Source organism: Blautia wexlerae, assembly GCF_013300825.1.
Taxonomy (GTDB): Bacteria; Bacillota; Clostridia; order Lachnospirales; family Lachnospiraceae; genus Blautia_A; species Blautia_A wexlerae_B.
Map to the genome: position 1 here is coordinate 86,907 of NZ_JAAIMY010000003.1, position 16,544 is coordinate 103,450.

General features: G+C 36.3%; 16 protein-coding genes and 1 pseudogene. 16 read left to right on the forward strand and 1 reads right to left on the reverse strand.

Annotated features, from left to right (window positions below):
- Positions 1-307: 307 nt before the first annotated feature.
- The 15 genes and pseudogenes from G4417_RS02730 to G4417_RS02800 all read left to right on the forward strand — a co-directional run bounded on the left by G4417_RS02730 (position 308) and on the right by G4417_RS02800 (position 14,061).
- Positions 308-1,669, forward strand: a complete 1,362-nt coding sequence (locus G4417_RS02730; protein ID WP_173682551.1) for an MATE family efflux transporter — start codon at positions 308-310, stop codon at positions 1,667-1,669.
- Positions 1,670-1,861: 192 nt separating this feature from the next.
- A complete protein-coding gene (locus tag G4417_RS02735; RefSeq protein WP_055222206.1) occupies positions 1,862-2,197 on the forward strand; it encodes a DUF3784 domain-containing protein in 336 nt (111 codons plus the stop codon).
- A gap of 39 nt (positions 2,198-2,236) precedes the next feature.
- Complete coding sequence (locus G4417_RS02740; RefSeq protein WP_055068105.1) at positions 2,237-2,578, forward strand: hypothetical protein; 342 nt, start codon at positions 2,237-2,239, stop codon at positions 2,576-2,578.
- Positions 2,579-2,625: 47 nt separating this feature from the next.
- The gene (locus G4417_RS02745) at positions 2,626-3,387 is read left to right on the forward strand and encodes an ABC transporter ATP-binding protein (protein ID WP_007886465.1); all 762 of its coding nucleotides are present in this window, start codon (positions 2,626-2,628) and stop codon (positions 3,385-3,387) included.
- Positions 3,374-5,161 (forward strand): FtsX-like permease family protein, encoded by a 1,788-nt coding sequence (locus G4417_RS02750; protein ID WP_173682552.1) that lies wholly within the window; start codon positions 3,374-3,376, stop codon positions 5,159-5,161. Before G4417_RS02745 ends, G4417_RS02750 begins: the two co-directional genes overlap by 14 nt.
- A 194-nt stretch (positions 5,162-5,355) precedes the next feature.
- Positions 5,356-5,493, forward strand: a complete 138-nt coding sequence (locus G4417_RS02755) for a helix-turn-helix transcriptional regulator (RefSeq protein ID WP_173682553.1) — start codon at positions 5,356-5,358, stop codon at positions 5,491-5,493.
- An 81-nt stretch (positions 5,494-5,574) separates the two neighbouring features.
- The gene (locus G4417_RS02760) at positions 5,575-6,045 is read left to right on the forward strand and encodes a hypothetical protein (protein WP_040466116.1); all 471 of its coding nucleotides are present in this window, start codon (positions 5,575-5,577) and stop codon (positions 6,043-6,045) included.
- A gap of 422 nt (positions 6,046-6,467) precedes the next feature.
- Positions 6,468-7,223 (forward strand): hypothetical protein, encoded by a 756-nt coding sequence (locus G4417_RS02765; protein WP_040466117.1) that lies wholly within the window; start codon positions 6,468-6,470, stop codon positions 7,221-7,223.
- Positions 7,224-7,931: 708 nt separating this feature from the next.
- Positions 7,932-8,834, forward strand: coding sequence for a hypothetical protein (locus G4417_RS02770; RefSeq protein ID WP_243872052.1), 903 nt, complete (start codon positions 7,932-7,934; stop codon positions 8,832-8,834).
- A 93-nt stretch (positions 8,835-8,927) separates the two neighbouring features.
- Entirely contained in the window at positions 8,928-10,142 is a 1,215-nt protein-coding gene (locus G4417_RS02775; protein ID WP_173682554.1) for an XRE family transcriptional regulator, read from the forward strand.
- 925 nt (positions 10,143-11,067) lie between these two features.
- Positions 11,068-11,279, forward strand: a pseudogene (locus tag G4417_RS02780) (tRNA wybutosine-synthesizing protein 3-like protein).
- Positions 11,280-11,390: 111 nt separating this feature from the next.
- A complete protein-coding gene (locus G4417_RS02785; protein WP_155560909.1) occupies positions 11,391-13,004 on the forward strand; it encodes a recombinase family protein in 1,614 nt (537 codons plus the stop codon).
- Positions 13,005-13,107: 103 nt separating this feature from the next.
- The gene (locus G4417_RS02790) at positions 13,108-13,398 is read left to right on the forward strand and encodes a hypothetical protein (RefSeq protein WP_173717660.1); all 291 of its coding nucleotides are present in this window, start codon (positions 13,108-13,110) and stop codon (positions 13,396-13,398) included.
- A gap of 11 nt (positions 13,399-13,409) precedes the next feature.
- Positions 13,410-13,628: a hypothetical protein gene (locus G4417_RS02795; protein ID WP_055057416.1), complete on the forward strand. Its 219-nt coding sequence runs from the start codon at positions 13,410-13,412 to the stop codon at positions 13,626-13,628.
- 64 nt (positions 13,629-13,692) lie between these two features.
- The gene (locus G4417_RS02800; protein WP_019162388.1) at positions 13,693-14,061 is read left to right on the forward strand and encodes a hypothetical protein; all 369 of its coding nucleotides are present in this window, start codon (positions 13,693-13,695) and stop codon (positions 14,059-14,061) included.
- Between the two features lie 156 nt (positions 14,062-14,217).
- Here G4417_RS02800 and G4417_RS02805 read toward each other — a convergent pair whose 3' ends face one another.
- Positions 14,218-15,444 carry an MFS transporter gene (locus G4417_RS02805; RefSeq protein ID WP_062807889.1) on the reverse strand — a complete coding sequence of 409 codons (1,227 nt, stop codon included), beginning with the start codon at positions 15,442-15,444 and terminating at the stop codon, positions 14,218-14,220.
- Between the two features lie 164 nt (positions 15,445-15,608).
- On the opposite strand from G4417_RS02805, the gene G4417_RS02810 reads away from it, so the two are divergent.
- A complete protein-coding gene (locus tag G4417_RS02810) occupies positions 15,609-16,496 on the forward strand; it encodes an AraC family transcriptional regulator (RefSeq protein WP_243268765.1) in 888 nt (295 codons plus the stop codon).
- Positions 16,497-16,544: the final 48 nt, after the last annotated feature.

Genomic DNA, 16,544 nt, shown 5'->3' on the forward strand with positions numbered 1-16,544 from the left:
TGCAATGCAGACGGAATCCATGATCCCGGAACAGATGCGCAAAGAGAACATTAGAGGATTGGAATTAATTCTGTTCTTTTTTTGTCCATACATTATCCTGTAAAATGGGTCGTATCTGGAGCAGTATCTTTTGATGTATTATCTATTATCAGCAGTATATAGTATCGCTTCTCGACATACATTTCTTTTGTGATGCTGTATATAAAAGGACTAACTGTCTGTGGGAAGCAGTCATACTACATATAATCTATAATGCAGTAGGAGCAATGATTATAATTCAATGAAGTAATTTTTATGAGGTAATTTTATGTGTGAAAATGAAAAAAAGAAATATCATTCCATTGAGATGACCACAGGATCTCTCTGGAAAAATATACTTCTCTTCAGCCTTCCTCTTATGGGATCACAGGTACTGGAGGTTCTTTTTAACTTAAGCGATGTTGCCGTTGTTGGACGGTTTGCAGATTATATGGCACTAGGTGCCGTCGGCTCCACAACTTTGCTGGTTACTCTGTTTACCGGAATCCTTATCGGAATGGGTGCCGGTGTCAATGTCCGCGTAGCTCACGAACTGGGTGCCGGTAATAAAAAAGGCATAGAAGAAACAATCCATACTTCTCTTCTTTTGTGCGCAATCACAGGTCTGCTCGTCTGCGCCATCTGTCTTCTGTTTTCCGGGCGGATGCTGTCCATGATGAACACGAAGCCGGAACTTATTGATCAGGCTATTTTATATATGAAGATCTATTCCCTGGGAATGCCTGCAATGGCCGTATACAATTTCGGAAACGGCGTATTAAGTGCCATAGGCGATACGAAACGACCATTGATCTACCTTTCCATTGCAGGTGTGGTCAATGTTCTTCTGAATCTGTTTTTTGTTATTGTCTGTCATATGGCAGCCGCAGGCGTTGCAACAGCCAGCGCAATTTCTCTGTATATCTCTGCTTCTCTGGTGATGATCCATCTCCTCAGAAGAACCGATGACTGCAAAGTATCTCCGCGTAAGATTTGCCTGCACCCCAAGGCCTGCAAAGCAGTTCTCATGCTTGGCATCCCTACAGGTCTTCAGAACGGAATCTTTGCTATTGCAAACCTGTTTGTGCAGACTGGTGTCAACTCTTTTGATGCAGTGATGGTTTCCGGAAATGCAGCTGCCGCAAATGCTGACTCCCTGATCTATAATGTCATGTTTTCTTTTTATACTGCATGTGCAAGCTTTATCGGTCAGAACTGGGGTGCCGGTAATAAAAAACGAATGCTGAAATCTTATAGAGTCAGCCTTACATATGCCTTTATTTTCGGTGCAATCCTGGGTGGACTACTCCTTGTATTTGGCCCACAGTTTCTTTCTCTGTTCGCTACGGAACCAACAGTTATTGATGCTGGTATGCAGAGGATTCGTATTATGGCATTCAGCTATGCGTTTAGCTGTTTTATGGATGGCAGTATCGCCGCATCCCGAGGCATCGGAAAAAGTATTCCGCCTACCATTATCGTTATCCTGGGCTCCTGCGTATTTCGTATTGTCTGGATTTATACAGTATTTGCACATTTCCAGACGATTTCATCACTGTATCTTTTGTATATCTTCTCATGGGGAATTACAGGACTTGCAGAAACTCTGTTTTTTGTTGTAAGTTTTAAAAAAATATGGGCTGGAAAATAGTCACAGCCATTCTGTGATTTATATGCCAGGTGGATTCCGCAATTGACTGGAAAGAAAAACAGCTTACAAAACGGGTGAAATTTCAATCGGAATTGACCGAGCTGAAAGCGAGGGATACTTCTTGTCCGAGGGGCAAGAAGGTGGAACTAAAAATAATTAGAACAATCGGAATTTGTGAAGGAGGAATATACTATGAATATAGGGTTTTGGCTATGTGGAGTTTTGGTTATTCTATTTGTGATTATAGGAGTGTTATTTGCAATATTTAAAGAAAAAGCGGCTAAATTTGTTTCGGGATTTAATTCATTACCGAAAGAAGAACAGGCATTGTATGATAAAGCTCATATTTCTCGTGATATAAAAAATCAGTGTTTTACATGGGCTGGCATAATGTTAGTAGGAGCAGTGTTGTCTTATTTTTTAACACCATATATGGCTATTCCGGCTTTTATTATTTGGCTCGTTTTATTTTTCAAAGAGGTTCACTTTGACACGCACAAAGCATTTGAAAAATATTTATTAAAATAAATTCCAGATGATAAAGCAGAAGTATAGGGTTTGATTCATATGATTTCAGTAAAAAAACAGAGAATTGCTGCTATTATGGTTTTAAGTTCCATCATGCTGATTTTACTTTTGTCGCTAAATTTCCGACTCTGGAGTGGATATTATGCAGAAGGGGATTTGGAAAGTATAGTCATACAGCAGATGGAATGCTTGGAAAAGTCAAATAGTGAAAACGATATAAGCGAAAGTATATGTTTGCATTTCTATGAGTGTATATGTTTCGGTGGAATAGAAATAATGGTGCTCTGGGTATATGATGGCTTTAAAGACCTCGGACAAGGTGAGTTTTCTTTCAGACCGGGAGTTACCCTTTGCAGTCTATCGGTTCGGATGGATGATTAAATACTTCTGATAATCAAATTTAAAATTTATTATCAGGAGGAACTTCGATGTATGTATTAAATGCAAATCATATTTCAAAAAGTTATAAAACTGCAGGAGAAACTATGCGGATTTTGCAGAATGTGAATCTGCAAGTTATGAAAGGAGAAATGGTTGCTATTATGGGACCATCCGGCAGTGGAAAGACTACTCTGCTCCATGTGCTGACCGGGGTTGACACACCGGACGATGGAGAAATCGTAATAGGAGGAGAAACGTTTTCACAGCTTACGGAAGAAGAGAAGGCATTTTTTCGCAGAAAGCATATGGGAATGATTTTTCAGGATTTCCAGCTTTTGGAGAGTTTGACGGTAAAAGAAAATATATTGTTACCACTCATTCTTGAACGAAAAGAAGCAGACATCCAGCAAGAGCGTTTTTCAAGAATAGCGGATGTGCTCGGCATTGAAAAATTAGCTGACAAAGGAATTACGGAAATATCGGGAGGTCAGAAACAGAGAGTTGCGATTGGCAGGGCGCTGATCAATGAACCGGATATTATTTTTGGAGATGAGCCAACAGGAAGCCTTGACCGAAAGACCACCGGGGATGTGATGCGATGTATGAAACAGATGAATCAACGGTCTGGCATCAGCTTTCTGCTTGTGACACATGATGCTTATACGGCATCCTTTTGTGACCGGGTACTTTTTCTACAGGATGGGAATCTGGCAAAAGAAGTAAAGAAAGAGAACACTGCCGATAATTTCAGAGAAGATATATGGAAAACGCTGTGCGGTTTGGGAGGTGGAAAAGATGACCTTTTTTGATATTTCCCGAAAGATGCTGAAAGCTGGTTTTTACAAATATCGATTGTACTTTCTATGCAATTTATCTGCAACGGCATTATTCTGTTGTTTTGCAGTTATTTCCACAAACAGGACGTTTATGAATGCGTCGATTGTAAATTCATCAATATCCAATAACATTTATCTTCCATTTTTTCTGTCTGCAGTGTTTCTGGTTTTTTTTCTTCCTGTTTCGTGTCAGGCATTTCTGGCATCAAGAAAACAGGAATACGGCGTGATGTTTTCTCTTGGCATGAGCCGGAAGGAAGCGTTTAGAAACTTACTTTTTGAAAATGTGATCATATCCGTGCTGGCATTAGCAATAGCACTTGCGGCAGGAACTGTGCTGTCATTTTTATTTTTTTCCGTTATCATTTATGCAATAGATGTTCACGGAGTGCAATGGCAGTTTTGCCCGGAAGCATATAAGCTTACAGCAGTTCTATATACAGTAGTGGTGGCAGTTGCCTTTATCCTGAATGCCGGGAGACTTATGCTGGATAAAATCGGAACCCTGCTAAAAGCACAATATCGGGCAGAAAAAACAGGAAAGATCGGTACGTTCTTATGCAGACTTGCACCCAACTACATGAGGTTTCATCTGGTGGAATGGTCATTTGTCCGCAGACACAAGAAAGAATGGGGATGTAGGTATGTTTTAGCCTCTCTCATAATAGCGGTATCTGTTATGCTTACGGGGGTATGTGTGACTTTATATCCGGCTTTTCTACAGGATGCAAAAAGTTATTCTCCCTATGACATGGTGTACTCAGAAATCTATGGAATGAATCAGGTTTCAGTACAGGATGTCCTTCATATATTGGAGAAAAATGGTGTTACTGTAGAACAGGTCATTCAGCTTCCCTATATCAGAGATGATGTTTTTAATTACCTTCCTGTGACAGAAATAAACCGGGATTTTGGATGTGATTATCAGATTCAGGAAGGCGAGTTTTTGAATTTGTTTCAGTACAATCTGGAAGATGGGTATGAACATAACATACAGCCAGTATCTACTGTAACGATTTCCGGGGACAGAAAGCTGCAGTCTGTTGGAACAGATGTAAAGATATTGTTTAATCAAAATCCGACCTTTGCAGATAAAACACTGATCATCAACGATTCTGATTTCGAAAAATTAAGTGCAGATATAACAGGTAGTGTTGGTATCGCAAACTTGTTTCAGTTTCAGAATTGGGAAGATTCTTATGCGGGAGTATGTGAAGTAAAAGAATATCTGCAGGAAAGCAATCAGTTGAATGAAGATGAGCAGACATATTATGAATTGTCTTCGAAAGTGGAGAAATACCAGGATGCAAAGAAATCAGGACAATTTTTATTATTTTTGATGGCATTTGTGATAGGGCTTATGATAATGGCTGAGTTTCTGTTAATTCATTCATGTATCCAGGCAGAGAAGGAAGAAAATAGCAGGGTCGTTTGTAGTTTGCGAATGTTAGGAATGATAGACAAGGAAATGGTAAAGTGCCTATGCTATAAGAATTTTCTAAGATTTATACCGCCATCGGTTGTGGGAACAATCCTTTCTTTCCTGCCATCTTATTATCTGAATGAGAGTTATGGAATGGGGACGAATGGAATTCTGGCAGGAATCGTATTTGGAGTGATTTTGACAGTCGGAATATTCGTAGTGATACGCAGGTATTCTGAAAAAGAAGAAAAACTTTATGAAAGCGGTTTTATAATACAAGGAAGAGGACTTTTTCGAGAGGATTTTTTGATTATAGATAAGTAGAAAAAGATTCAAATCCTGTGTATAATTAAAAGATAAAGATAGAGACAACTCGGAATTTATTGGCGCAGTTATCGCTCGATTTGATGTAAAACCATGACAATATGCAGTTGCTACCGTGGGTTGCGTAATTGCATACCAAGATGTATAGTATTCTACCGGCTATTGGGGTATGCTCTGGGTGAAAGGAGGAGAACATGGCACTTTCAGAAAAACTATACGAACTCCGAAAGAAAAGAGCTCTTTCACAGGAGCAGCTTGCCGAGCAATTAGGCGTGTCCAGACAAGCTATATCAAAGTGGGAGTCTGGAGTTTCCCAAACAAAAGGATATTAAGGAATAACCTGTGTTTACCTGCTTGCAAAAGTTTAAAATAAATAGGAGAAGATTATACTATGACTGAAAGTATTAGAGAGATTGTATGAGAATCCATCTATATTATTGAATTCGCTAGAAAAGACAAAATATTTAAAGCAATGGTTAAAAGAAATAAAACAACAAATTTTTATAGATGTTTTAACAGTACCGATATTGATGTCTTTGCTGATAATTATTTTTCAGATTAAAAAAAACAATCTATTTGAAAATATAATTAAAATAATATCCATCATAGTTTTAGTGTATTCTATATGTAGAGGATTATGGTTGCTTTGTTATGAAATTGAAGGATATATGCAAGGGAAAAGATGCTGCTGGTATAAATCAATGGTATATATCGAAAAATGCAAGGGAGGAAAAACTAAAGGGGCATACGTAATTGAAAATGAATTTTTTGAAGGTGAACTTGTTAGTGATTATAGAAGAAACAAAATTAATTATGGAGAAGATAAATTTGCTGTATTGTTGTATTTTGGACATCATAAAAAAGTGATATTGTTGCAAGAATAAAGTAGTATTTTAATATAAAAAAGAGTAAAAATCGAATTATCCGCATAAACACAGGGATTTTAAGCAATATGAAACAAAAAATAAAAGAATTTTACCACTAATTTACTACGAATGAAAGAACCTTGATACGACAGAGAAAACAGCATAAATAAAGGCAAAATTGGCATTTCATACAGAATATGAGATGTCTTTTTTGTTGCTGTAATACAGTATAACTATTCTTTTTCTGCTTGATTATTAATCATTTTTTAGGACATGAATTGTCAAGAGCTTGTTGCGTAGCAATGTTTACACTCTTGATAATTTATGGAATAAAAAATATTCTGACAGATACTAGAAAAGTGATGACTACTCAATTTTCTAATGATATAATATGATAAATAATAATAGATAAACTTGAAGTGATTAAGGAAGTGTATGCCATGAAAAAATTTTTGAAAATAATGTTAATCATAATTGGAGCGATTTCTTTGATTTTTGTAGCTCTGATAGGGATTGGGTTATTTGTTGATGTTGAATATGATGACCATATTGAAAATGGTCGTTATACTTATGTTCCGGAAGAAGAAAATAAAGATAATGAATACGTGGAATTTACGATAAATGATTATGATAAAAATAATGCCAAGCTTGTATATTATGACACGATTGAAGAAGCTATTCAACTTTCCACTTTGAATGCTGAAAATGAGGAACTATCGGTTCCTGCTGATTTTCTTAATCATGTTGATGAAACCTTGCATATATGGCAAGGCAAAAAATATGATACGATTTTCTATCGGGCTGGAAATGATAACGATGATATTCAAGGCTTAGTAATGGCTCGTTGTAAAAAGCAGATACAGAATGGGCATACACAATACACATTTATAAATGCTACACCGGTTACAACGAAACGAGATAGAATTTTGTTAGATGATATTACAGAGCTTATTCACTCTTCTTTGAAATTAAGTGATTTCCAACAAGACTTAAACCCCGATTATCCAAGCAAGCGTTTTGTTTACGGCTATGCACATGATAAAGAAATCTATTCATTGGAAGTAGAAGGACAAAAACCGGACGGTGTAATTGAAATCAATGTATATGACAGAGTCATGTATCTATGGTATTACAATGACTTACAAAGTAACAAAAGAGGTGACTGTTTAAGCTATTCGGTAGATGTACCTAAATAAAATGACATTTTTACATAATACTATATTATTAGTTAGGCAGACGGAGTGATCCAGACACGGTGGCAGGAAAATCTTTCAGATTTTTCTGCCATGTCTTGCAAGTGGCTGGTTTACTTCGTCTGTGAGCGAGCCTGTGGCGAGCGAAGATTAAGCCCCCGTTATCTAACAAGGGGGGCACAAAAAACAAAAGACACTATACACTAACAGGCGGAAAACGCTGTATTTACAAGGCAAAACCGCATTTTATAAGATGTGATATAAAAAGTATCTATTTCACAAAAGAAAAACAATAAATTTAAACATTATAATATTTTAATTTTTGTGGTAATGATATGCAAACTTTTTAGGAGGGAAGATATGGATTGTAAAATGACTGATATTATTGCTATTATTTCAAGTATCATTGCTATTGGTTATTCAATTTATTCCATAATTACTAAAAGTTATATTCGTCAATACAACCTTGAAAAATTTGAACATTTTTCTTTAAATCAGAAGAAAGTTTGTATTGTTTTCAATTTTATTATGACACTTATAATTGGGATAAGTGGGGTGTATATATTGCTATTATACTTATTCTAATGGGATTGAAAGCATTTATGTAGCAAATAGCAAAATTTTATAAGTGAAACGAGGTACTCTATGGAAAAAAAGGAACTTATCAAACTATATTTACAAAATGTGGATAAAATGTTTTGATATGCCAACATGAACGCATATATTGATGAGCGATTAAAGAAGTATACGAAATACTGTCAAAGTAAAAAGCCAGAAGAACAGATTATTATATGGCTGAAATTATTGCATGAAAATTTCGGAAAAAAGATTGTTTATTTAGGAAGTTACTTAGCATTACAAGAAAAGGATATGAGCTATTTAAATAATGCGTTCAATTCGGCAGTAACATGGGGACAACTCACAATAACAAACAGCGGTTGCGACCATTCCATTCACGCTTGGAATATTTTACCACATATATTCTGTGCAAACCGCTTTCGTGACATTGAAAAAATATTTCCAAAAGAAAACGGACTTAGTAAGAATGGGTTAAAGTCTGCATGCAGTATCACAAATTTAGTGATGTATCTGTATTATCAAGAACCTATGTGGAAACAATATGTGATTGATGAAAGTAAAGAATTTCTTCAAAATAAACATACAGCAGAAGAAAAAGCTGTGATAAACGGTTTCCTTGCACTAATAGAAAAAAATTGGGAAAAATTCTCATTGGAATTGGCTAATCTCTGTAAAGCACATAGAAAATCAAAAGATTATGGAGAAAATCCATTTACAAGAAAAATTTCCTTTTTTGCATTTGGATTGTATAACTTTGCAAGATACTTGTATAGAGAAGAAGTTAAAAATATTACACTTCCTCAAAATGAATTTTTATTTGAGGATTTTAGAATTTATCAAGAAAGCACTAGTTGTCAAATAGGACAACCGTTTTGCATTTTTGAAGAACCGTTATTATTGTTGAATGATTTTGAAAAAATTGATTTACCGATTATGTATTTAACAGCAGGTAAAAAAAGAGTTTTGGATATTGAAAATTATAGGCAAGAAGTGGTAAAGAAAATACAAGCACTTCATAGCAATCAGAGCAGTTAGTCTTAGGATTGACTGCTTTTTCTATACGGATTTTTAATGATAGGCAATTATCAGTAAATGGTAGTTGCCTTTTTTGATTGGAGGAATTAAAGAATGAATGATAAAAACTTTATTGAAGAATTAAGACAAAAGCGTGAGGAATACGGAGTAACACAAACAAGGCTTGCTGTTGCTTGTGGTATCAGCCGTGAATATTACAACCGCATTGAAAAAGGGAAACAGCCATTGAATGACGAATTAAAAGGAGTCATAGAAAAACAGATTGAGCGTTTCAATCCACAAGAACCACTATTCCTGTTGATTGATTACTTCCGTGTTCGCTTTCCTACTACGGACGCATTGGCGATTATCCGTGATGTATTACAACTAAAACCCGATTATATGCTTTATGAAGATTATGGAAAATACGGATATGAAAGCAAATATGTTTTAGGCGACATCAATGTCATGTGTTCCATGCAAGAGCATTTAGGTGTTTTATTGGAACTGAAAGGCAGAGGCTGTCGTCAAATGGAAAGTTATCTATTGGCACAGGAACGCTCATGGTATGACTTCATGCTTGATTGTTTAACGGCAGGTGGTAAGATGAAACGGCTTGACTTGGCAATCAATGATAAAGCAGGAATATTGGATATTCCAAAGTTAAAGGAAAAATACAAGGCTGGCGAATGTATCTCCTACTTTCGTATGCAGAAAGATTACAGCGGTACGGAAAAATGTGGTAGCGATTTACCAAAGAATACAGGAGAAACCTTATATCTCGGTTCAACAAGCAGTGAATTATATATGTGTGCTTATCAGAAAAATTATGAGCAGTATGTCAAGAATAGCATAGAAGTTGAAGATACGGAGATTAAGAACCGCTTTGAAATACGCATGAAGAATGAACGAGCCTATTATGCGGTTGTAGATTTACTGACTTATCGGGACGCTGAACGCACTGCTTTTTCTATCATCAATCATTATGTCCGCTTTGTTGACAGAGAGGACGACAAGCCAAAAAATCAATGGAAAACAAATGATGATTGGGCATGGTTTGTAGGGGGAAACAGAGAACCGATACGCTTAACTACAAAGCCAGAACCTTATACTTTACAAAAAGCGTTGCATTGGTTACAAAGACAGGTTGCACCAACCATAAAAATGGTACAAGCATTAGACAGAGAAAATCATACAACGATACTGAAAGATATGATTGAGCAGACAGAACTCAAAGATAAGCATAAACACTTATTACAATTAGAAAAATCAACCATAGAAGAACGCATAGATACCGCTGTCCCACAAGAGAATGACGGTATTTTTTAATTTCTTCAAAATATCTGCAACAAAACATCAACTTTCGTACAGATATGGTGCGAGAACAGGAAATCTAAACTTTTTTTGAAAATAGGTCATTAAATTTTGGCTTGCTGTCCCTATATGAAGTGAAAGACGAAAAAAGTTTTGAAAAAAATGTCGGAAAATCGAGTTAAGCGGACAGTATTATGCAGAAAGAGGAAATCACACTTTATTTCTTGATTTGTATTCAAACAGGCATTAGCTGTTGAGTGTTGATGTGGAAAGAGAAAATTATTTTATCCTCAACTTAACAATTTAAGGTTTCCGTTCCCTATATGGCGTAGAAAGAAAAAAGTTTAAGAAATGTGATACAAATAACGCTTTTCTGTCCTGATATGGAGTGAAGAAAATAGTTCATTCTATTGTTGGCAGTAACAGTATCTTTTGGGTAGTTAGGGTGTGAAAAGGAAAATATTCTTTTTTCATCATCAACTTAGCAAAATGACATTTTCTATCCCTATATGGTGCATGAAAAGAAGTTAAATTTTTCTATTTCAACTTAGCAAATGGACGTTTGCTGTACAGATAGTAGTGAAAAAGGGAAAAAGTTTTGAATTTTAGTTACATTTCTCCTCTTTTCCAACGCGGTATATAGGAAAGATGATTTTCTTCTTTCAATCGCTCTTTGACAACTGAATAAAGCAATTCAATACGTTTGACAGACAGCGAGCCGTTGAAACAGATACGCCATGACCTTTCTCCTGCAAAAGTGAGCGATAACCTATCTGTGTTCTTGTAAAAGACTTGTCCTCTTTTATCGCCATGACCTGTTCTGTCTGATAATGATACTCCCGTACAGCCTCAGCTTGAGCGTTAAGAGCGTCGCACGCAATGGGTACGGCTACATTGGATAATGCAGAGGTGAAAGTCCTGTGGGCTATGACAAAAGCCGTTGAATTGCTTAGAAACTATTTTTACAGAAAGGGGGTATGTGTTATTGATAATGCTGTAAAAACAATTCAAAAGAAAAATAACAAGTGTGGCATTGGAAACAGAGGAAAGACAAAGATTGTTGTAAAAGAGCATTTTTCTGAAAAGGGAAAGACAATGGAAGAACTTCTGACTGATGTTATGCTTGAGAAAGCAAAGCAGACAATCGCATAAATTCGGTGCAGTTGTAAGAAATAGATTGAATGTGAAAAATAACCCATGTTATACTTTACTTGCAAGCAGGTATTGTAAACATGGGTTAGTTATAAAGGAGGATAACTGACAATGAAACAACAGATTTACAATACTGCACTTTATCTTAGGTTGAGCCGAGATGATGAATTACAAGGCGAAAGTTCCAGCATTACCACACAAAGAAGTATGTTGCGTCTATATGCAAAAGAACATCATTTGAATGTGATTGATGAATATATTGATGACGGCTGGTCGGGAACAAATTTTGAAAGACCGAGCTTTCAAAGAATGATTGAGGATATAGAGGCAGGAAAAATCAACTGTGTTGTAATAAAAGACTTATCACGACTTGGTAGAAACTATATTATGACAGGACAATATACAGAATTGTATTTTCCTAGCCATAATGTCCGTTACATAGCGATTGACGACGGTGTGGACAGCGAAAAAGGCGAAAGTGAGATTGCACCATTTAAGAACATCATCAATGAATGGGTAGCAAGAGATACGAGCCGTAAAGTGAAATCAGCGTTTAAGACAAAATTTGCAGAGGGTGCGTATTATGGGGCTTATGCTCCGTTAGGATATAAGAAACACCCCGACATCAAAGGGAAACTGTTGGTTGATGAGGAAACAAAATGGATTGTTGAAAAAATCTTCTCTCTAGCCTATCAAGGTTACGGTAGTGCAAAAATCACAAAAATACTGCGAGAAGAAAAAGTCCCGACCGCGTCTTGGTTGAATTTTACAAGGTACGGTACTTTTGCTCATATCTTTGAGGGAAAGCCCGAAAGTAAGCGTTATGAGTGGACGATTGCTCATGTTAAAGCAATATTAAAAAGTGAAGTCTATATAGGAAACAGCGTTCATAATCGACAATCAACAGTTTCATTCAAGAGCAAGAAAAAAGTGCGTAAGCCCGAAAGTGAATGGTTTCGAGTAGAAAATACCCACGAACCGATTATTGACAAAGAAGTGTTCTATCGTGTGCAGGAACAGATAAAACTAAGGCGTAGACAGACAAAGGAAAAAGCAACGCCGATATTTGCAGGGCTTGTCAAGTGTGCGGATTGTGGCTGGTCTATGCGGTTTGCGACAAATAAGGCAAATAAAACGCCATACAGTTATTATGCTTGCAGTTACTACGGACAGTTTGGCAAAGGTACTTGTTCTATGCACTATATCCGTTATGATGTGTTGTATCAAGCCGTATTGGAACGATTGCAGTATTGGGCTAAGGCAGTACAGCAAGACGAAGAAAAGGTGTTGAATAAGATACAAAAGGCTGGGAATGCAGAGCGAATACGGGAAAAGAAGAAAAAGGCAAGTGCCTTGAAGAAAGCCGAGAACCGACAAAATGAGATTGACCGCTTGTTTACGAAAATGTATGAAGATAGAGCCTGTGAGAAGATAACGGAACGAAACTTCATCATGCTGTCGGGGAAATATCAAAAAGAACAGATAGAACTGGAACAGCAGATAACCAACCTAAGAGAAGAATTAAGTAAAATGGAACAGGATATGATAGGTGCTGAAAAGTGGATTGAGTTAATCAAGGAGTATTCCGTACCAAAGGAACTGACAGCACCGTTATTAAATGCAATGATAGAAAAAATACTCATTCACGAAGCAACAACGAATGAGGAGAACGAAAGAATACAGGAAATAGAGATATACTACCGATTTATTGGAAAAGTAGACTGATAAATAGGGTTCATATCTTTAACTAAGGGAAAGCGGGAAAGCAGTTCCGGAAACCGATACTCTTATTTCAATCAGTAAGTATTTTGATGTTTCACTGGACTATTTGATGAAAGAAGAAAATTCAATATCAGAAAACGCTGTGAGTTTAGAAGTCCATCAAACTGAGGCAACGAACAAGCGTGAGAAGCGCATCCTTGGTATAGCCACTTGTATCATTGGAGTAGTCTTGTTGATTGCTTGGGGAATTGTATCTGTTTTTATGCCGTCTGCATCGGAACAAATTGGAACATCTTCCATGATAACAATAGACGGAAACGGAATTTTCCTACTTATCTGCCTTGTAGCAATTATTGCCGGTGCTGTTTTGTTCCTTAAAAGTACATCGAATAAATAAGGAGGATTTTTATGAAAACTATATCTAATTTGTTTTTGATTTTGGCTGTTCTTCTGTCTGATGTGATGTGTGCTGTTGTTGCATATAACTATTGCGACATGATGTGGGGCATCAAATATGCTGGTTATAGTGCTCCAGTCTCGACTGCATTTTTGGTAGCAATTCCTTTTGCAATTGCTATTGTGGTATGCGTTGTAATTGCGCTGTATTTCAAAAAGAGAATAGGCTAACAACTTCAAGTTTTATTGATTAGGAAATTGAGGAGTTATGCATTTTGTAAAGGGGGATCTATAAATGAAAACGTGTTGTTTAGTATGGGAAATTCCTGTAATAGAGGGAGAACATTATAATCCAATTATGAATGTCATTTATATGCAAAAAGCAAAGAAATTTTTGAATCAACTAAATCGATATTTTCAGGATGAGAATATGGATTGGAAGTGTGTTTTAGACCATTCAGCATGTACTTATAATGAGATTTTTTCCAGTGAACATCAAGCAGTTATTTTTGCTCCGGAAGCCAAAACAAGACAATGGTTATATAAAAAAGAAATTCAGGCTGTAAGTATTCCAAAATATTATTTGGATTTTGCAGAATATAATGAAGCAAAGTTGGATAAAATAGCAATTTTTTTTATGAACTTAAAAAATAATGTACAATAGATTTCCTTGTTATGGGGCAATGATATGTTTTGAAGGTAGAAAAAATTACAGGGAAAAGAAAGAAACCAAAGTAAAAAGCCGATGCGGGACTTTTGAATCCAGTATCGGCTTTATTGATCTTACAGAGGTTTTGAAAAATTTACTTTTAATGGTTCATCAGTGCTTTGATATTTGGGGCTGTGTGGATTTTTTTCGATACAGCAGGAATAACATAAACAATAAAATTACTGGAAAAATAAGTCCGAATCCCATGCCAATCCTAATATTATTTCCGGCATTCTGGGTGATACGACCAACAATTCCAGGTCCAATGCTGCCACCTAAATCTCCTGCCATGGCAAGAAGAGAAAACATAGCCGTTCCACCTGTTGGAAAAGTTTTTGAGGAAATACTGATTGTTCCAGGCCACATGATTCCAACTGAAAATCCACATGCAATACAACCGATAAGTCCGATAATCGGGCTGGATGACAAAGCGGCAAGTAGATAACAGACAACGCATAATATGCCTGAACCACTCATAAACTTCATTAAATCTAACTGTTCTCCATATTTCCCAAAAATTATACGGCTGATTCCCATTGTTACTGCAAACATACATGGACCTGCTAAATCTCCCAGGGCTTTTGACAATCCCAGTGCAGCTTCTGCATAAGCAGATGCCCATTGAGCCATTGCAAGCTCAGAAGCTCCGGAACAGATCATCAGACATATTGCAACCCAGAAAAATGGTCTGGAAAACAGATTCTTAATTCCCATTCCGGAACCATTGTCAACCAGAGGTTCAATAGGACAGGTCATGAAGTTATAAGTATTAACTGCAGGAATGATTGCCCATATTACGGCGAGCCATTTCCAGTTGTCTATTCCAAATATCAGGAAAAATAAGCTGGAAATCAAAATTGTCCCAACAGCTCCCCAACAGTAAAAAGAATGGAGCAGACTCATAGTTGCTTCTTTGTTTTCAAATGGACAGGCCTCGATAATAGGGCTGCAAAGTACTTCTATTAAACCACTTCCGATGGCATAAACAATAACACTACATATAATTCCAATAAAAGGATCAGGTAAAAAATCAGGTAAAAATGCCAGTCCAAGCAGACCCAGTGCAGAAAATATTTCTGATGTAACAATGCACACACGATACCCGATATGGTCCACGAATTTGGCACAGAACAGGTCAACCAGAAGCTGTGTGAAAAAGAAGAAAGTGGATATCAGAGCAATGTTACCGAGAGAAATATGGTAATCACTGTGAAATTTCAAAAAAAGAAGCGGTGCGAAGTTTGCAGCAATAGCCTGTGTGATAAAGCCCATATAACAGGCGATTTTTGTCTTATGGTAGTCTGTTTTTTTTATAGAATTTCTACATTTAAAAATCATAAGTATACCTCTTTTCTTTTTTTGCTTGATTATATAGCAAATATTAGATATATACATTGAATTAAATTGTAGAAATACTGTATAATATCGTAAAAAAGAAAGAACGTGATATGGAGATGGATTATAATAAAACATATAATAGAATACTTACAGACGAGGAGTTCATGGAAATTAAACAGCATGGAAGCAGTGATTATCCATTCCAGTATTATTATGATAATCTGGAATTGTTTGATTTTCATTGTATTGAGTGGCACTGGCACAGAGAATTTGAGTTTTTATATGTGGAGTCCGGACAAGTTACATGCGGAATAGGAGAAAAACAGATTATATTGTCAGAAGGAGAAGCAATTTTTATTAATTCTAAAATATTGCACCGCTTTTACGCATCATCAGGTGGTATCATTCCTAACTTTGTATGTATGCCGGAATTTATTGCACCGGAGAACAGCCTGATCTATAAGAAATATATCTTGCCAATCATTTCATCGAATATATATTTCCAGCGTTTTCAGACTGATGAACTATGGCAGACAAAGATTATACAAACTATGATAAAAATAATGGAAATACAGGGGAATGAGAAAATAAGAGAACTTGCTACTTTGGCATTGATGCAGGATTTATGGCTGACTTTTTATGAAAATGTAAAGTTATCTGATAAAGGAGATGTACAGACAGTTGATGAAGTTGCACAGAAAAGAGTGCAGTTAATCATGCAATATATACATGAAAACTATAATCACAATTTGTCTCTGGATGAAATTGCCTCGCATATAGGAATCAGCAAAAGTACTGCACTTAATTTGTTCCACCGGTTTTTACATACTACACCAGTTAATTATCTGATAGGATATCGACTTCAGGCAGCTTCCTGGTTATTGAAAAATACGAATAAAAAAGTAAAAACAATTGCCTATGAAACTGGATTTCATAACGTTGATTATTTTTGCAGATTGTTTAAAAAACGTTATCATTTAACCCCATCAGAATATCGTTGCACATGTTTAAAATTGTTGTCGGCAGATCCGAGTCTTCAGACCCATAAATAAAGCCGATGCGGGATTTTTGAATCCTGTATCGGCTTTGTTAATTTGCGA